The following is a 15370-nucleotide window of genomic DNA, read 5'->3' on the forward strand; positions in this document are numbered from 1 at the left end:
TCCTCAATTCCTCAGGCGACGGCGCGCTCCAGATCGAGGTCGCGCAATTCCCCGCGATTATCCGGGCACTCGTAAGGAATGTCCATGCGTTCCGCGAGCTTGGACAGATCGGAATGCGCTCGAACCAGTTCCGAACGCGCTTCCATCAGGTTCCGCTGCATGTTCGCAACCCGCATCATCGGTCGCTGCCCTTCATAGGCATCTTCGGTCGTGGCGATGCGCCCACGAGCGATTTCGGCAAGAAGTTCTCCGGCCATCGCGAGCAGTTCGTCCATGCCCGTTTCCACCGACTTGATGCTGCGGGAAATCCGCATTCCAGCAATTTCAGGAGTCATGCTCTTCGTCTCCGCTGGCGCCCCCGGCGCTCATTCAGGTTCGAAGGCAATCGGCGCTGATCCGGGCCGGTTCGCCCTGTCACGGCCGACCGTCAGATCAGCCTGCCCAGGGCATCGGCAATGGCCAGCGAGGACGCGAGCGTCATCGCCATGATCATGGCCAGAACGAGAATGGCCACCAGCCGCCCCGCCCTGCCGAATTTCGCATCGAAAGCCTCCAGGCCCGCCGGTCGCCGTCCCTTGTCCTCGTACCACTCGCGATGCATCGCCAACGGCCTTGCATCGGAGAGGACGAAGACCGGATCGACCGGCAAGTCCTGATCAGCGTCATCCCCGCCGCCGGGCTCATCGTCGACACGTGAAAAATCACATGTGGTTTTGTCACATAACTCCAGCAACTCGACGTAGCGCCGCGTGGTGTCCTTGCGGTTGGTGGTTCCCCACTTGTCGCGAACCGCGGATATCCGCTGGTCAACCGTGTTTGGCGCGATGTTCAGTTCGCGCGCGATTTCCTTGGTGGTGCGATGCATTGCAAGCAGGTCCAGCACTTCGACCTGCTTGGCCGTCAGGCTGTCCAGCAGTGACCTGGCTTCATCTTCGTCGAACACCGGAATACGACTCGCCCGCCTATTGTATGCCTACCCTACACGACAAATCGGAACGCCATATACGGCGCCGACCTTATCCTAAGCTGTCAGTTAATTGCATGGCAAAACGACTTCTTCGTGGCAAGATCGCGCGCCGTTTATTCCGACTCCATGATCCTGTGCTTGCGGATGCAATGCCTTATCTGGTCATACGTAAGCCCCAACGCCGCTGCCGCACGGCGCTGGTTCCAGCGATGGCGTTCGAGCGCCGACCGCACCAAGCCGCTTTCGTAGGCGTCGACTGCCCCGCGCAGGTCTTCGACGCTCTCGTGGCCTGGAACCGTCGCCGGTGATGCCGCCTGCGCTGCAGACGCATCTTCCCGCTCAGCATTGCGCGGCTGCGGCGACAGAGCCGGTCGATGCCATGGGCTTTCGAAGGGATCGAACACGATTTCGGCAATCGGCTCGTCTTCCAGTCCCCAGCGATAGACCGCCCGCTCCACGACATTGCGCAATTCGCGAACATTGCCGGGCCAGGCATGGGCGTCGAGCGCATCCAGCGCGGCCGCGCTGAAACCGGGCCAGTCCTGCCACTCCAGTTCGGCTGCCATGCGCCGCCCGTAGTAGTCCGCCAGTTCGAAGACATCCCCTTCCCTCGCCCGCAGCGGAGGAAGATTGATGACTTCGAAACTCAGCCGGTCGAGCAGGTCGGCGCGGAACCTGCCTTCTTCGGCAAGGCGCGGGAGGTCGGCATTGGTGGCGGCCACGATGCGCACATCGACCATAGAGGGCCGCGAAGATCCGATCCGGGCGATCTCGCCATACTCGATCGCGCGCAGCAGCCGCTCCTGCGCGGCCATGGACAATGTTCCCAGTTCGTCGAGAAACAGGGTGCCGCGATCCGCTTCCTCGAAGCGCCCGACCCGTGCCTTGACCGCGCCCGTGAAGGCGCCCGCTTCATGACCGAACAGCTCGGCCTCGATCAGCGTTTCGGGAAGTGCCGCGCAGTTCATCGTCACGAGCGCCTCGTCCCAGCGGGGGGACAGGCGATGAAGGCGCTGGGCGATCAGTTCCTTGCCGGTCCCGCGCTCCCCGATGACGAGAACCGGCCGGCTGACCGCGGCGGCACGGCTGGCCCGCTCCACCGCATCGAGGAAGGCCGTCGACTGGCCGATGAACTGCACGTCGCGATCCATTGCCAATAATTAGCGAAATTTCCCATTCATTGGCAATTCATCTTTTCCGTGGATGCTCAGTTTTGGATGAACCGCAGGAATTCCGCCATTTCCGACAATTGGCACGCCCTTTGCAATTCATGGGGCGTAGTGAACGCAAGACCGGAAACTGAGGGAATTCACGTCATGTCGACCAGCATCGCCAGCACCGAACGCCAGCCGGAACGTCCCTGCGTGCGCAGCAAACTCGACTGGGCGATCATCGCCAGCGTCCTCGCCATGGGCACTCTCAATATCCTCGCCCTTTCCGACCAGGTCGGCCCGGCCAAGGCCTATGCCGCTGCGCCGGTTTGCGGCGTGCCGCTGCAATGAGCAGGCTCGACGCGGAAATCGAAATCCTCCAGAATCCGGTCAAGCATTCCGGCACCGAGGAGGCCCGCTTCAGCGCCGCAACCACCGACGCCCAGACCCAGAACTTCGGCCCGACCTACATCAAAGGAAACATCAGGATGGGTATCTTCTCCCGCACGCGCGACATCATCGCCGCGAACTTCAACGACATGCTCGACAAGGCCGAAGATCCCGCCAAGATGATCCGGCTGATCATCCTCGAGATGGAGGAGACCCTCGTCGAGGTCCGCACTTCGAGCGCGCGCACGATCGCCGACCAGAAGGAACTGCGCCGCCATGTCGCCAAGCTGGAAAAGCTGCAGGACGACTGGGCGGAAAAAGCCCAGCTGGCCCTCAGCAAGAACCGTGAGGACCTTGCCCGCGCCGCGCTGATCGAACGCAAGAAGGCAGCGGACATGGCGGCCCAGCTGCGCGAGGAAGTCCTCGTCCTGGACGATGCGCTGCGCGCCTACGAGGAAGATATCGAAAAGCTGCAGAGCCGCCTTCGCGAGGCCCGCAGCCGCCAGAGCTCCATCGCCGCACGCTTGCAGAGCGCCGAAAATAGGGTCAAACTGCGCACGCTGCTTTCGAGCGAGCGCGTGGACGAGGCGATGGCACGCTTCGACCAGCTTGAGCGACGCGTCGATTATGCCGAAGGTCGGGCCGAGGCGCTGGGCCTCGCCGACAGGCGCCAGCCGACGCTCGCCGAGGAGATCGCCGCGCTCGCCGATGGCGACAAGATCGAGGCCGAGCTTGCCGAGATGAAGCGCAGCATGGGCCATGCCCCCGAGAAGTCGAGCGACGCATCGGGCAAGCGCGCCGAAGATCAACCGGAATAATTGCGGCGCGCGCCAGGCTCCCGGAAGCGCGCTCCGCCCGCGATGGGCCAGGACCGGGAAACAGGGACAGCGCACGCCCATTCGCAAACAGGGGCGCGCGCAAACAAGGGAAGGAACACCAGTGTCACGCGGACAATTCTATCTCGACAAGTCGAATGCCAAGCTCGCAGGCGTATGCGCCGGCATCGCCGACTATACGGGCGTCGATGCGCTCTGGATCCGTCTGGCCGCCGTTCTGCTGACTTTCTTCGGCTTCTACCTTACCATTCCGATCTACATCGCGGTCATGGTGCTGGCCGACAAGCGCCCCAACTACCTCTACAGCGAGGAAGAGGAAGAGCGCCTGCTGCGCCGCATGGAGCGCCGCCGCTCCAGGCAGGGCCGCTCGACGCGCCTGCGCTCGGAAATCTCCGACATCGACCGCCGCGTGGCGGACATGGAAGCCCACTACACCAGCAGCAATTCGCGGCTCGCCGCCGAGATCGAGAGCCTGCGCTGAGCGCAGGCCTCACGAAAGGACCGCTTCTCATGTTCAACTTTGCGGAACTCATCCCCATCGTGGCGCTGTCGATCCCGATCGTAGCGATCTGGACCCGGCACCAGCGCAAGATGGCGGAGCTCCAGGTTAAGGCGACCGCCGAAAAGGCCGCTCAGTACGCAACCAGCAACGCCGAACTCGAGGAACGCGTGCGGGTACTCGAGCGAATCATCACCGATGGCGGTTACGACACCGCCCTGCAGATCGAGGCCCTGCGCGATACGCGCGACGGCGACGCGCTGCGCAAGTCCGAAAGGGACACATCCGTCAACTGAGAGCCGCTTGCGGCCGGGTTACAGGGGCAGAATACGATGGGTTTCGGTGATGTCGTTGCCTTTGCCGCGCTCATGGGCGCACTGATCGCCATGGTCGCGCTCGTATCGGGCGCCTACAAGCGCCGGCTTGACTTCCAGCAGCGGAAGTTGGAACTCCTTGCCGGCAGGGAAACGCAGCATGCAAAGCAGCTTGAGGTGCATTGCGCCGAGCTGGAGCAGCGCCTGCGCGTCCTGGAAAGAATTGTCACCGATGCCGAGAGCAAGAACCCGATCGCCATGCAGATCGAGGCCTTGCGCGACAGCGATGCACAAGAGGTTGTCACGCAATGAGTTTCTGGACTGCCGTTGTCGTTCTTTTCGCCATCGCGTCGATTACCTGGCTGCGCTCGCAAAAATACCGCGCCATCGGCGACCGTCGCGGGCCGGGCCACAGCGCCCGCGAGGAAAAACTCGAGCACGAGGTGGAAGCCCTGCGCAAACGCATCTCGGTGCTCGAACGCATTGCCACCGACGATCGGCGCAGCTCCGATCTCTCGCGCGAGATCGAATCGCTGCGCGACTGATCAGGGCAGCCGCGCTTCCAGTTCCGCCAGCCAGACCGCCGCGCTTGCATCGGACGGTGCACGCCAGTCCCCGCGCGGGCTCAGCGCCCCGCCAGAAGACACCTTGGGCCCGTTGGGGATCGCCGAGCGCTTGAACTGGCTGAAGGCGAAGAAGCGGCCCAGGAATTTCTCGAGCCAGCTGCGGATGGTCTCCAGGTCGTAGGCATTCTTGCGCTCGTCCGGGAACCCGGCCGGCCAGGTGCCCGCCGCCGTGTCATGCCAGGCATGCCAGGCAAGGAACGCCACTTTCGAAGGCTTCTGCCCGAACCGCATCACGTGGTGCAGGAAGAAATCGTTGAGTTCGTATGGCCCGATCTTGGCCTCGGTGCTCTGGATCGCGCCGTCGGCCCCGGCCGGGACCAGTTCGGGAGAGATCTCGGTAGCCAGAATCGCCAGCAGGATCTTCGCGGTCGGCTTGTCGAAGTCGCCAGTCGTCGCACACCAGCGGATCAGGTACTGGATCAGCGTCTTGGGCACGCCGGAATTGACCGCGTAATGGCTCATCTGGTCGCCCACGCCATATGTGCACCAGCCCAGCGCCAGTTCGGACAGGTCGCCGGTGCCGATCACGAAACCGCTGTTCTGGCTGGCCAGACGGAAGAGATAGTCGGTGCGCAGGCCCGCCTGCACGTTCTCGAACGTCACGTCGTAAACCGGCTCACCGTCGGCGAAGGCATGGCCGATGTCCTCCAGCATCCGGGTCGAGGCGGGAATGATGTCGATTTCGTCGGCGGTAATGCCCAGGGCCTTCATCAGCTTCCAGGCATTGGACTTGGTGCCCTCGCTCGTGCCGAAGCCGGGCATCGTATAGCCGCGGATGAAAGTGCGCGGCAGGCCCAGCCGGTCGCAGGCCCGGGCGGCGACGATCAGCGCATGGGTCGAATCGAGGCCGCCCGAAACGCCGATGACCATCGACTTCGCGCCGGTCGATTCGATGCGGCGCATGAGGCCGTCGACCTGGATGTTGAACGCCTCGTAGCAGTCCGCATCGAGCCGCTCTGCGCGGTCGGGAACGAAGGGAAAGCGACTCACCTGCCGGATCAGGCCTATATCGCGCCCCGCGGGCGCGTGTCGGAACGAAACGGTGCGGAACGTCTCGTCCGGCCGCCCGGCCACTTCGCCGGAATCGTTGAAGGTCGGCAGGCGCATCCGGTCGTTGAGGATACGGTCGCAGTCGACGTCGGCGATGCACAGCTCGGGATCGAGCGAGAAACGCTCGGATTCGGCAAGCAGGTCACCCAGTTCGTAGATGACGCCCTGCCCGTCCCAGGCAAGGTCGGTCGTGCTCTCGCCGTGCCCGGCGGCGCAATAGACATAGGCCGCGGTCGCGCGGGCCGATTGCGAGCGGCAGAGCATGTGCCGCTCGTCCGACTTGCCGATCACGATGTTGGAAGCCGAAAGGTTGCACAGGATCGTCGCCCCGGCGAGCGCGCCAAGCGAACTGGGCGGGGTCGCGGCCCAGAAATCCTCGCAGATCTCGGCGAAGAAGCGGAAGCCCGGCAGGACTTCGGAGGCAAAGACGAGGTCCGTGCCGAAAGGCACATCGTGCCCATTGACCCGGATCGACTGGCCGCGAATGTCCTTCCCGCTGGCGAACCAGCGCTTTTCGTAGAATTCGCGATAGTTGGGCAGGTAGGACTTGGGAACCGCGCCCAGAAGCTTGCCATGAGCGATTGCCAAAGCGCAGTTGTAGAGCCGGCCGTTCTTGCGCAGCGCAGCGCCGATCAGAAGCACAGGCGTCAATTGCGCGCTTGCCTTGACGATTTCGCCGATCGCCGCCTCGACTGCCTCGATCATGGCCTGCTGAAGGTGCAGGTCGTCGATCGCGTAGGAGGACAGGCACAGTTCGGGATAGACCAGCAGATCGACATGCGCCTCGTGCGCGCGGCGCGCCTCGGCCAGGATCGCGTCGCGATTGAAGGCGACGTCTGCCGTGCGCACGTGCGGCGTGGAGGTCGCGACGCGCACGAAACCGTGCTCGTGCATGGCGTAGAACGGGTGGCTGTGCGTGGCGTTCAAGGTTGCGGGGCTCCGTACGTCTCTTTAGTGACTCCACTGACAGCAAGACGCTGGCGAGGCAAGGAATCCCCTTGCCCTTGCCCATTCGGCGCTTAAATGGCCTAGCATGCGCAGCCTCGACGATATCCGCGAAGAGTACGAATTCCTCGATGGCGACGAACGCTATCGCCTGCTGATCGAACTCGGCCGCGAACTGGACGCCATGCCCGATGCGCTCAAGACCGATGCGACCAGGGTGCGCGGCTGCTCGGCCAGCGTCTGGGTCTATCCGATGGCGCAGGACGACGGCAGACTGCACTTCCTGGCCGACAGCAACGCGGCCATCACCAAGGGCATCGTCGCACTGGTGATCTCTGCCGTGCAGGACAGGCCCGCCGCCGATGTCGCTGCAACCGACATCGCCGCCGCGCTCGAACCTTTCGACCTGAAGAACCAGCTGTCGTCCAACCGCACTCAGGGCGTGCCCAACATGATCACCCTGATTCGCGAAACAGCAGCCCGGTATGCGGCAAGTTAAACGCGGGGTCTGGCTGGCGGCGGGGATCTTCTTCGTCGCGCTGGGGACCATCGGCATCTTCCTGCCGATCATGCCGACCGTGGTGTTCTACCTGCTGGCGGCCTGGTGCTTTTCCAAGAGCCATCCCGAATGGGCGGAAAAGCTTCACAACCATCCCATCCACGGCCATCACCTGCGCGCCTGGCGCGATCGCCGGGCGATCAGCCGCAAGGGCAAGGTCTCCGCGATCCTCGCTATGACCGCCTCGATTCCCTTCACATGGCTGCTGACCGGCTGGCCCTGGTTCCTGATCCCGGTCGCGGTGCTGGCGATTCTGGGCCCCTGGATATGGACGCGGCCCGAATAGGGCCGGAAGCCTGGCTCAGTCCTCGACCGCCTCGCGCAGGACAGCGATGCCGGCCTGGCGCTGCTCGCGCAGTTCGCGCTTGAGCACTGCCGGATCGCGGGCGACCACGAAGCCGAAGCTCACTCCGCCTTCCTTGCCGATCGTTGCGTGGTGCAGCTTGTGCGCCTGCACCAGCCGCTTGGCATAGCCGCGCTTGGGCACCCAGCGGAAATACCGCTGGTGGACGAGGCCATCGTGAATCAGGGTGTAGATCACACCATAGACGAGGATGCCGAGGCCGATCCACGTAGCCGGCGCCCAGGCGCTCTCTCCGAGGACAAGCGGAGAGCCGAGCGCGAACATCGAAATGCTCATCCCTGCGCCGACGAGCGCGAAGAGGTCGTTCTTCTCCAGCAGGTTGTCGTGCGGTTCGTGATGATCGCGGTGCCAGGCCCAGCCGAACCCGTGCATGACGTACTTGTGGCTCGACCATGCGACGAATTCCATCACGGCCACGGTGGCAAGGACGATCAGGCTGGCAACAACTGCGGACATGCGGATCGCTATAGCACTGCAATCGCGCCCTGCGACACTCTCTTACAAATACGCATGAATTTGCGACGGGTTATATTCCTGCCGTTCATCTTCGCAGTCATATTTCTGAATGCACGGAACGCCGAGCAGCACCCCCGAGTTGCCCCGCCGTTTCCGGACAGATGCAAACAAGGAAATGACATCATGCGCACCCTGACCAAGATCGTCGCCCCCGCCCTCGTCGCCGTGCTGGGCATCGCCACCATCGCCCCGGCATCGGCCCACGAAGCCGCGCGCTACGACAATGTCCGCCATGACGCGGCGCGCCACACCCCGGCCCGCAACGCATCGATCCGCAGCGACATCAACGACCTGCGCCGCGACATTGACCGTGCAGCCGCCCGCCGGACGATCAGCCAGCGCGAAGCCAAGGGCCTGCGCCGCGACGCTGCCGGGATCCAGCGCCTCTACGCCAGCTATGCCCGCAACGGCCTCTCGGCCCGGGAGATGCAGATCCTCCAGCGCAAGGTCGATCGCGTCCACATTGCCCTGCGCATGGAACGCCATGACCGCGACAACCGCCGCGGCTGACACAAGGCACCGGGCCGAAGCTCAACATCCGCCCTACGAAAAGTCGCGCTCGTTCCGCTTGAATTGCGGGGCGAGCGCGCCTAATCGCCCCTGATCATGAGCACGAAACCGCGTACACTCTACCAGAAGATCTGGGACGCCCACGTCGTCGACCAGCGCGACGACGGTACCTGCCTCGTCTATATAGACAGGCACATCATCCACGAGGTGACCAGCCCGCAGGCCTTCGAAAGCCTTCGCGCCGCCGGACGCCCGGTGCGCCGCCCAGACCTTACGCTCGCGGTTCCCGACCACAACCTGCCGACTACGGCGCGCAAGGACGCTGCAGGCAATGTCCTGCCCATCGCCGATGAGCAGAGCGCCCAGCAGCTCGCCGCGCTTCAGAAGAATGCGCCCGAGTTCGGCATCCGCTACATCGATTCGACCGACCCGGAACAGGGCATCGTCCACGTCGTCGGCCCCGAGCAGGGCTTCTCGCTGCCTGGCGCGACGATCGTGTGCGGCGACAGCCACACCGCCTGCCACGGCGGCCTGGGCGCCCTGGCATTCGGCATCGGCACCAGCGAGGTCGAGCACGTTCTCGCTACGCAGACCCTGCTGCTCAAGCAGTCCAAGACCATGGAAGTGCGCGTCGAGGGCACGCTGGGTGCCGGCGTCACGCCCAAGGACGTAATTCTCCACATCATCGGCCAGATCGGTACTGCCGGCGGCACCGGCCACGTGATCGAGTACCGCGGCAACGTCTTCGAGGAAATGTCGATCGAGGGCCGCCTGACGGTCTGCAACATGTCGATCGAAGGGGGCGCGCGCGCCGGCCTGGTCGCTCCCGATGAGACCACTTTCGCATACATCAAGGGACGCCCCTACGCGCCCAAGGGCGAGGAATGGGACAAGGCAGTGGCCTGGTGGAAGAGCCTTGCCACCGATGAAGGCGCAACTTTCGACAAGACCGTCCTGATCCGCGCCGAAGACATCCAGCCGACCGTGACCTGGGGCACCAGCCCCGAGGATACGTCCGCGATCGGCGGCGTCGTTCCGGCGCCGGAAGACTTCGCCGACCCTTCGAAGCAGAGCGCAGTGAAGGTCAGTCTCGAGTACATGGGCCTGACGCCCGGCACGAAGCTGACCGACATCGAAGTGCAAAACGTCTTCATCGGCTCATGCACCAACAGCCGCATCGAGGACATCCGCGCTGCCGCCGAAGTGCTCAAGGGCCGCCACAAGGCCGACAACGTCAAGTGGGCGATCATCGTCCCCGGCTCGGGCCTCGTCAAACAGCAGGCCGAGGCCGAAGGGCTCGACAAGATCATCATCGAGGCCGGTCTCGAATGGCGCGAACCGGGCTGCTCGGCCTGCCTTGCGATGAACCCGGACAAGGTTCCCGCCGGAGAGCGATGCGCCTCGACCAGCAACCGCAATTTCACCGGGCGCCAGGGCCCCGGTGCACGCACCCACCTGATGAGCCCGGCCATGGCCGCAGCGGCTGCCGTCACCGGCAAGCTGACAGACGTGCGCGATCTGGTAGGATAAGAAGATGTCCGAGGAATCCGAAAGCAATCTGGCCAGCAAGGCCGCCATTGCCGCCGGCGCCGCCATTGGCTCTGCCGCCATCGCCGCCGCCCTGCTCTTCGTGAAGCGCCGCAAGGCCCGCAATGAGGAAAAGCCGCTCCACCCCGAAGAGGCGCCGGAGACCGACTGATGGAACCCATTTCGCACGTAACCGGCCGCGCCATTCCGTTCGGCCGCAAGAACGTCGACACCGACGTCATCATCCCGGCCGCCTGGCTCAAGACGATCACCCGCGAAGGGCTTGGCCAGGGTGCCTTCGAGGCGGTCAAGCAGGAACCGGGCAACGTCTTCACCGACCCGGAATATGCCGGTGCGCCGATCCTGATTGCAGGCGACAACTTCGGCTGCGGCTCCAGCCGTGAACACGCCGCCTGGGCCCTGCTAGACATGGGCGTGACCTGCGTGATCGCGCCCAGCTTCTCCGACATCTTCGCCAGCAATGCTTTCAAGAACGGCATCCTTACCGTGGCGCTGCCGCAGGATGCGGTCGACCGCCTGCTGGAAGTGGCGAAAAGCGACGATATCGACGTCGACCTGGCAACACAGTCCGTAACGACGCCGTTCCAGGACCGCTTCACCTTCGAAATCGATCCTTTCCGCAAGCACTGCCTGCTCGAAGGTCTCGACGAAGTGGGCCTGACCATGGCGCAGGGCGATGCCATCAAGGCTCACGAAACGCGCGCGAAAGAGGAAATGCCTTTCCTTGCCCGCACCATCTCGACGGTCGACTGAAAAAACCTTCGCCATGACGAAGGAATAAGGGCAATCGGCGAATCTGGATTGAACCAAGTCAATCCGGGCCTTATCCGCTTCTGGTAAATAACAGGGGCCCTATTCCCGTGGGCATTATTTTCGAGGTTGTCATATGACGAGTTTTGAAGACCGCGAACGCGCCGAAGAAGCCAAGTTCGCACATGATGCCGATACGCAGTTCCGCATTCAGGCGCGCCGCAACCGCCTCCTCGGGGAATGGGCCGCAGAACGCATGGGCCTTTCGCAGGCCGAAACCGAAGCCTATGCCAAGGCCGTCGTCCAGGCCGACTTCGAGGAAGCCGGCGACGAAGACGTCATCCGCAAGCTGCTCGGCGACATCACCGCCGCCGGCGTCGAGACCACCGAGGCCGAAGTGCGCACCGCGCTTGAGGCCAAGCAGGTCGAGGCCCGCCGCGCCTTTCTCGGCGAAGTCTGAGAAGCGCAGGGCACAGGAAACTCAGGGAACCCAACTATGGCAATGTCCGCAGAACAGATCGAAACCCTCATCCGGGCTTCGCTGCCCGATGCGCAAGTGACGATCACGGACCTTGCCGGTGACGGCGACCATTATTCCGCGCACGTGGTTTCCGCCGCATTCACCGGCAAGCCGCGCGTTGCGCAGCACAAGATGGTCTACGAAGCACTGGGCGGTCGCATGGGCGGCGAACTCCATGCCTTGCAACTGACGACCGCCGTTCCCAACTGAGCTTGCGTAGAAGATTAAAAGGTCAGCCTTCACCATGTCCGAAGTCAACGCCCGCATCGGCGAGATTGTAAACAAGAACGACATCGTCCTGTTCATGAAAGGGACGCCGCTATTCCCCCAGTGCGGCTTTTCGAGCCGGGCGGTGGCGATCCTCGATCACCTCGGCGCTCCCTATGAGAGCGTCGACGTGCTGCAGGACATGGAAATACGCCAGGGCATCAAGACCTACTCGGATTGGCCGACGATCCCCCAGCTCTATGTAAAGGGCGAATTCGTCGGCGGCAGCGACATCATGATGGAAATGTACGAGGCCGGCGAGCTTCACCAGCTTTTCATCGATTCAGGCCTCGCCACGCAGGGCTGATCCCTCAAGGCGCTTGCGCACCAGGCATGATTCAGGCGCCCGGAAGGAAGCTTCCGGGCGTTTCGCCGTGCCTTGGAGATGCTGGAAACGAGGCATTGCCGGGCGGCGCATCCATGTCGGAGCGCTGCTGTGCCAAATTGCCGATTTCGAAAAAGACGCCTCGGGGAGACGGGGCCGTGGAGACTGGTCGGCCCCGCCTCTATTCGAGACTACTCGGGGGTACCAAGCTATAAGCATGGACCGTGCCAGTTTGCATTTTCTCTTTGTTTTCAGATCATTTGCTTCAATACTTCATGGCTGGTTAGCCCACTTTGTAAAGCTGCCCGACACCAGCTCCCGGCCAAACTCTCACAAATATGACTTGCCTGCGCTCGCCCGCCGCGCGAGAGCATGCCCATGTTCAAGTTCCCGCCGACCGACGAGCCCATGGCCGCAGATGGCCCGAATGTCATCCCGGCCGCAACCGTGCTCATCTTCCGCAAGTCGCAAACCGGCAATGCACCGGAGTTGCTGATGCTGCAGCGGGCGAAGGAAATGCGCTTTGCCGGCGGGGCAGCCGTCTGGCCCGGCGGGCGGATAGATCCTGCCGACCGCGATCTTGCGAAAGTACTGCTTCCCCAGGTCCCGATCGAAAGGGCCGCAGCCAAGATCGCCGGTATCCGTGAGACACTCGAGGAAACCGGCCTCATGATCGCCACGCGCGAGCCGGTCAGTGCGGCGCAAGCAGCGGCAGCCCGCGCGATGTTGTTCGAACAGGGCAGGCTTGCCCCGGTACTCGATCACTTCGGCTGGCAACTCGACCCCGACAGTCTGACGCTCTATGCCCACTGGTGCCCGCCATGGGAGCGTGCCTTCGATACCCGCTTTTTCATTCACAACCTCGGAACCGGCTCGGTCGAGGTCGAAGTCGATGCGACGGAGAACACGCGCCTGTTCTGGACCAGCGCCGCCGATGCCCTGGCCATGGCGGATCGCGGCGAGATCACGGTCATCTTCCCGACCCGGCGCAACCTGGAAAGGTTGGCCCAGTTCAGTTCCTTCGAGCAAGTGCTTGAAGATATTGCCCGCTATCCGGTGTGCCGCATCACCGGCGCGTTCGTCGAACAGGACGGCGAGAAATGGCTGATGCTGCCCGAGGGCGCGGGATACCCCGTGCTGGGTGAACCCAAGACCACCCTCTTGCGCGGTTAGCCTGTCCCCGCGACCAAAGCGAATCAGGCTTCGGGGCCGTGCCTCAGAACCAGGTAATCGACGACAGGACCATACATAGGCCGGTCGAATTCGATCCCGGCCACATCGTCCTTGTTCCACCGCACTACGCCGGTGAGGACTTCCATGCCTTCGGGTCGGATCATCACCCGCGTGCCGACCTTGAAGAAAAGGCTTCGCGGTCGGATGCAGCACCCTTCGATCGAAATGTCGGAAATCACGCCCCGATCGCGCATGCCTGTGTGCGTGCGGCACTGCACGGACATAGATACAGGCCGACGGATGTACCGGCGAGGCAACATGGGACGAGTCATAACGGCTCATCGTGACCGAAACTGGTTGATCAATATTTAAGACAACTTGCCGCCCTCGAAAGGCAAACAGTACTCAACCAATATAATGCAGTCTTTATAGATAGTTGAAACAGGCCTTTCAGAAAATCCAACAAGCGGATCCACTTCCCATTGCCTGCAAGGAACTTCGCGACACGTCAGGCGAAAAGCCCGGCGAAACGCTCTCGCAGAAGCTTTTTCTGTATCTTGCCCATCGTGTTGCGGGGCAAGACGTCGAGCGTCAGGATCGCCTTGGGGACCTTGAACGCAGCCAGCTGCTTGCGCAGGTCCTCTCGCACCGCCTCGGGATCGAACGCCCCCGATGGCTGGACCACTGCAACGACTGCTTCGCCGAAATCGGGATGCGGCACACCGATCACCGCCGCCTCGGCCACGTCATCGCGATCGTCCAGCAGTGCCTCGACTTCGGCGGGGTAAACGTTGAGGCCGCCAGAGATGATCAGGTCCTTCTCGCGCCCGACCAGCTGGACGTAACCATCGGCATCGATCACCCCCATGTCGCCGGTGATGAACCAGCCATCGCCGCGGAACTCGGCCGCGGTCTTCTCAGGCATCTGCCAATAGCCCTTGAAGATGTTGCGTCCCTTGACTTCGACTATGCCGACTTCCCCCCGAGGCAGCACCTTGCCGGTTTCAAACTCGGCAATGCGCAGCGAAACCCCGGGCAGCGGCGGGCCCACATAGCCAGCACGGCGCTCACCCTCATATGGGTTGGAGGTGAGCATCCCGGTTTCGGTCATGCCGTAGCGCTCCAGCACCCGGTGGCCGCAGCGCGCCTCGAACGCGCGGTGGATGTCGGCCGACAGCGGGGCCGAGCCGGAGATGAACAGGCGCATGTCGGCAGCTGTCTCGCGGGTGAAGCCGGGATCGGCAAGCAGGCGGGTGTAGAACGTGGGCACACCCATCAAGACCGTCGAATCCGCCATCAGTTCGATCACGCGCGCGCTCTCGAACCTGGGCAGGAAGACCATCGACGCGCCCGAGAAAAGCACGCAGTGCACCGCAACGAACAGGCCATGGACGTGGAATATCGGCAAGGCATGAATGAGCCGATCCTCATGCGTGAATCGCCAGAAGTCGATCAGCATCTCGCCATTGGACGCGAGGTTGTCCTGCGTGAGCATGGCCCCCTTGGGCTTGCCGGTCGTGCCGGAAGTATAAAGGATCGCTGCGATATCGTCGCTCCGGCGCGGCACGGGCGCGGCCCCCTCTTCCGGCAAGTCGGCGAAGAGGCGCTCAAGCGTCGTCACCTGCATCGCGCCGCCGCCGATGCGGGCGAAGAGTTCGGTGCTCCGTTCTCGGCAGACAGCCAGAACCGGCGTCGCGTCGGCCGCGAAATAAGTCAGTTCGGACTCGGTATAGTCGATGTTGAGCGGCAGGTAGATCGCCCCGGCCCGGATCGTCGCGATGTAGAGCAAGAGCGTCTCGACGTTCTTGTCGGTCTGCACGAGAACCCGTTCGCCCGGCGCCACGCCGAGCGCCTGAAGTCGCCCGGCCAGACGCCCCGCCTCCACCTCGATTTCGCGGTAGGTCCAGCGCCGCGCCCCATCCTCGACAAGAACTCGATCGGCAAACGCCTCGAAGCTGCGCGCAAAGCGAGAATGAAGATCGCCCGACATTTCCTGCCTCTTTCCCAAAGTCGTGTTCGTGCTCGCCGAATGGGGGAGGTGCACGCGATGCGCAAGCCCT

At 63.3% G+C, this 15370-nt stretch carries 23 protein-coding genes; 16 read left to right on the forward strand and 7 right to left on the reverse strand.

Annotated features, from left to right (window positions below; translation table 11 throughout):
- Window positions 1-11 precede the first annotated feature (11 nt).
- From JI59_RS06085 to pspF, 3 genes are all read right to left on the reverse strand, one after another.
- Window positions 12-335, reverse strand: a complete 324-nt coding sequence (locus JI59_RS06085; protein ID WP_138921406.1) for a hypothetical protein — start codon at window positions 333-335, stop codon at window positions 12-14.
- A 92-nt stretch (window positions 336-427) separates the two neighbouring features.
- Entirely contained in the window at window positions 428-943 is a 516-nt protein-coding gene (locus JI59_RS06090) for a helix-turn-helix domain-containing protein (RefSeq protein WP_007013671.1), read from the reverse strand.
- Window positions 944-1080: 137 nt separating this feature from the next.
- On the reverse strand, window positions 1081-2118 hold the full coding sequence (gene pspF, locus JI59_RS06095) for a phage shock protein operon transcriptional activator (protein ID WP_007013670.1): 1038 nt from the start codon (window positions 2116-2118) through the stop codon (window positions 1081-1083).
- 165 nt (window positions 2119-2283) lie between these two features.
- Here pspF and JI59_RS06100 point away from each other — a divergent pair, with 165 nt between their 5' ends.
- The 6 genes from JI59_RS06100 to JI59_RS06125 all read left to right on the forward strand — a co-directional run bounded on the left by JI59_RS06100 (window position 2284) and on the right by JI59_RS06125 (window position 4702).
- Window positions 2284-2469 (forward strand): hypothetical protein, encoded by a 186-nt coding sequence (locus JI59_RS06100; protein WP_038575646.1) that lies wholly within the window; start codon window positions 2284-2286, stop codon window positions 2467-2469.
- On the forward strand, window positions 2466-3326 hold the full coding sequence (gene pspA, locus JI59_RS06105) for a phage shock protein PspA (protein WP_038575650.1): 861 nt from the start codon (window positions 2466-2468) through the stop codon (window positions 3324-3326). Before JI59_RS06100 ends, pspA begins: the two co-directional genes overlap by 4 nt.
- A gap of 121 nt (window positions 3327-3447) precedes the next feature.
- The gene (locus JI59_RS06110) at window positions 3448-3825 is read left to right on the forward strand and encodes a PspC domain-containing protein (protein WP_007013667.1); all 378 of its coding nucleotides are present in this window, start codon (window positions 3448-3450) and stop codon (window positions 3823-3825) included.
- Window positions 3826-3854: 29 nt separating this feature from the next.
- Entirely contained in the window at window positions 3855-4139 is a 285-nt protein-coding gene (locus tag JI59_RS06115) for a hypothetical protein (RefSeq protein WP_007013666.1), read from the forward strand.
- Window positions 4140-4175: 36 nt separating this feature from the next.
- Window positions 4176-4469 (forward strand): hypothetical protein, encoded by a 294-nt coding sequence (locus tag JI59_RS06120; RefSeq protein ID WP_007013665.1) that lies wholly within the window; start codon window positions 4176-4178, stop codon window positions 4467-4469.
- Window positions 4466-4702 (forward strand): hypothetical protein, encoded by a 237-nt coding sequence (locus JI59_RS06125; RefSeq protein ID WP_007013664.1) that lies wholly within the window; start codon window positions 4466-4468, stop codon window positions 4700-4702. Before JI59_RS06120 ends, JI59_RS06125 begins: the two co-directional genes overlap by 4 nt.
- On the opposite strand, the gene JI59_RS06130 is transcribed toward JI59_RS06125, so the two are convergent.
- The gene (locus JI59_RS06130; RefSeq protein ID WP_052117844.1) at window positions 4703-6727 is read right to left on the reverse strand and encodes an NAD(+) synthase; all 2025 of its coding nucleotides are present in this window, start codon (window positions 6725-6727) and stop codon (window positions 4703-4705) included.
- A 139-nt stretch (window positions 6728-6866) separates the two neighbouring features.
- Here JI59_RS06130 and JI59_RS06135 point away from each other — a divergent pair, with 139 nt between their 5' ends.
- Complete coding sequence (locus tag JI59_RS06135; RefSeq protein ID WP_007013661.1) at window positions 6867-7277, forward strand: SufE family protein; 411 nt, start codon at window positions 6867-6869, stop codon at window positions 7275-7277.
- Window positions 7264-7623, forward strand: a complete 360-nt coding sequence (locus tag JI59_RS06140) for a YbaN family protein (RefSeq protein WP_007013660.1) — start codon at window positions 7264-7266, stop codon at window positions 7621-7623. Before JI59_RS06135 ends, JI59_RS06140 begins: the two co-directional genes overlap by 14 nt.
- Window positions 7624-7638: 15 nt before the next feature.
- Here the strand turns inward: JI59_RS06140 and JI59_RS06145 are convergent, their stop codons facing one another.
- Window positions 7639-8157, reverse strand: a complete 519-nt coding sequence (locus JI59_RS06145; RefSeq protein ID WP_007013658.1) for a sterol desaturase family protein — start codon at window positions 8155-8157, stop codon at window positions 7639-7641.
- 183 nt (window positions 8158-8340) lie between these two features.
- Between JI59_RS06145 and JI59_RS06150 the strand changes: the two genes are divergently transcribed.
- From JI59_RS06150 to JI59_RS06180, 8 genes are all read left to right on the forward strand, one after another.
- Window positions 8341-8727, forward strand: coding sequence for a hypothetical protein (locus JI59_RS06150; RefSeq protein WP_007013659.1), 387 nt, complete (start codon window positions 8341-8343; stop codon window positions 8725-8727).
- Window positions 8728-8823: 96 nt separating this feature from the next.
- A complete protein-coding gene (leuC, locus tag JI59_RS06155) occupies window positions 8824-10257 on the forward strand; it encodes a 3-isopropylmalate dehydratase large subunit (RefSeq protein ID WP_007013657.1) in 1434 nt (477 codons plus the stop codon).
- A 4-nt stretch (window positions 10258-10261) separates the two neighbouring features.
- Window positions 10262-10426 (forward strand): hypothetical protein, encoded by a 165-nt coding sequence (locus JI59_RS27330; RefSeq protein ID WP_007013656.1) that lies wholly within the window; start codon window positions 10262-10264, stop codon window positions 10424-10426.
- The gene (gene leuD, locus JI59_RS06160; protein WP_007013655.1) at window positions 10426-11028 is read left to right on the forward strand and encodes a 3-isopropylmalate dehydratase small subunit; all 603 of its coding nucleotides are present in this window, start codon (window positions 10426-10428) and stop codon (window positions 11026-11028) included. The genes JI59_RS27330 and leuD overlap by 1 nt, the downstream gene beginning before the upstream one ends.
- A gap of 133 nt (window positions 11029-11161) precedes the next feature.
- Window positions 11162-11485 (forward strand): DUF1476 domain-containing protein, encoded by a 324-nt coding sequence (locus tag JI59_RS06165; protein ID WP_007013654.1) that lies wholly within the window; start codon window positions 11162-11164, stop codon window positions 11483-11485.
- Between the two features lie 36 nt (window positions 11486-11521).
- Window positions 11522-11755, forward strand: a complete 234-nt coding sequence (locus JI59_RS06170; protein WP_007013653.1) for a BolA family protein — start codon at window positions 11522-11524, stop codon at window positions 11753-11755.
- A gap of 34 nt (window positions 11756-11789) precedes the next feature.
- Window positions 11790-12119, forward strand: coding sequence for a Grx4 family monothiol glutaredoxin (grxD, locus tag JI59_RS06175; RefSeq protein ID WP_007013652.1), 330 nt, complete (start codon window positions 11790-11792; stop codon window positions 12117-12119).
- Window positions 12120-12515: 396 nt separating this feature from the next.
- Window positions 12516-13310: an NUDIX hydrolase gene (locus JI59_RS06180; protein WP_007013651.1), complete on the forward strand. Its 795-nt coding sequence runs from the start codon at window positions 12516-12518 to the stop codon at window positions 13308-13310.
- A 23-nt stretch (window positions 13311-13333) separates the two neighbouring features.
- Here the strand turns inward: JI59_RS06180 and JI59_RS06185 are convergent, their stop codons facing one another.
- Both JI59_RS06185 and JI59_RS06190 read right to left on the reverse strand, forming a co-directional pair.
- Window positions 13334-13642, reverse strand: a complete 309-nt coding sequence (locus JI59_RS06185) for a PilZ domain-containing protein (RefSeq protein WP_081473987.1) — start codon at window positions 13640-13642, stop codon at window positions 13334-13336.
- 176 nt (window positions 13643-13818) lie between these two features.
- The gene (locus tag JI59_RS06190; protein ID WP_007013648.1) at window positions 13819-15300 is read right to left on the reverse strand and encodes an AMP-binding protein; all 1482 of its coding nucleotides are present in this window, start codon (window positions 15298-15300) and stop codon (window positions 13819-13821) included.
- Window positions 15301-15370 lie beyond the last annotated feature (70 nt).

It is taken from the genome of Novosphingobium pentaromativorans US6-1, from assembly GCF_000767465.1.
GTDB lineage: Bacteria > Pseudomonadota > Alphaproteobacteria > Sphingomonadales > Sphingomonadaceae > Novosphingobium > Novosphingobium pentaromativorans.

Coding starts and splice junctions, on each gene's coding strand:
- JI59_RS06085 (WP_138921406.1), bottom strand. CDS start 335: ATGACTCCTGAAATTGCTGGAATGCGGATTTCCCGCAGCATCAAGTCG.
- pspF (WP_007013670.1), bottom strand. CDS start 2,118: ATGGATCGCGACGTGCAGTTCATCGGCCAGTCGACGGCCTTCCTCGAT.
- JI59_RS06100 (WP_038575646.1), top strand. CDS start 2,284: ATGTCGACCAGCATCGCCAGCACCGAACGCCAGCCGGAACGTCCCTGC.
- pspA (WP_038575650.1), top strand. CDS start 2,466: ATGAGCAGGCTCGACGCGGAAATCGAAATCCTCCAGAATCCGGTCAAG.
- JI59_RS06115 (WP_007013666.1), top strand. CDS start 3,855: ATGTTCAACTTTGCGGAACTCATCCCCATCGTGGCGCTGTCGATCCCG.
- JI59_RS06120 (WP_007013665.1), top strand. CDS start 4,176: ATGGGTTTCGGTGATGTCGTTGCCTTTGCCGCGCTCATGGGCGCACTG.
- JI59_RS06125 (WP_007013664.1), top strand. CDS start 4,466: ATGAGTTTCTGGACTGCCGTTGTCGTTCTTTTCGCCATCGCGTCGATT.
- JI59_RS06130 (WP_052117844.1), bottom strand. CDS start 6,727: ATGCACGAGCACGGTTTCGTGCGCGTCGCGACCTCCACGCCGCACGTG.
- JI59_RS06135 (WP_007013661.1), top strand. CDS start 6,867: ATGCGCAGCCTCGACGATATCCGCGAAGAGTACGAATTCCTCGATGGC.
- JI59_RS06140 (WP_007013660.1), top strand. CDS start 7,264: ATGCGGCAAGTTAAACGCGGGGTCTGGCTGGCGGCGGGGATCTTCTTC.
- JI59_RS06145 (WP_007013658.1), bottom strand. CDS start 8,157: ATGTCCGCAGTTGTTGCCAGCCTGATCGTCCTTGCCACCGTGGCCGTG.
- JI59_RS06150 (WP_007013659.1), top strand. CDS start 8,341: ATGCGCACCCTGACCAAGATCGTCGCCCCCGCCCTCGTCGCCGTGCTG.
- leuC (WP_007013657.1), top strand. CDS start 8,824: ATGAGCACGAAACCGCGTACACTCTACCAGAAGATCTGGGACGCCCAC.
- JI59_RS27330 (WP_007013656.1), top strand. CDS start 10,262: ATGTCCGAGGAATCCGAAAGCAATCTGGCCAGCAAGGCCGCCATTGCC.
- leuD (WP_007013655.1), top strand. CDS start 10,426: ATGGAACCCATTTCGCACGTAACCGGCCGCGCCATTCCGTTCGGCCGC.
- JI59_RS06165 (WP_007013654.1), top strand. CDS start 11,162: ATGACGAGTTTTGAAGACCGCGAACGCGCCGAAGAAGCCAAGTTCGCA.
- JI59_RS06170 (WP_007013653.1), top strand. CDS start 11,522: ATGGCAATGTCCGCAGAACAGATCGAAACCCTCATCCGGGCTTCGCTG.
- grxD (WP_007013652.1), top strand. CDS start 11,790: ATGTCCGAAGTCAACGCCCGCATCGGCGAGATTGTAAACAAGAACGAC.
- JI59_RS06180 (WP_007013651.1), top strand. CDS start 12,516: ATGTTCAAGTTCCCGCCGACCGACGAGCCCATGGCCGCAGATGGCCCG.
- JI59_RS06185 (WP_081473987.1), bottom strand. CDS start 13,642: ATGACTCGTCCCATGTTGCCTCGCCGGTACATCCGTCGGCCTGTATCT.
- JI59_RS06190 (WP_007013648.1), bottom strand. CDS start 15,300: ATGTCGGGCGATCTTCATTCTCGCTTTGCGCGCAGCTTCGAGGCGTTT.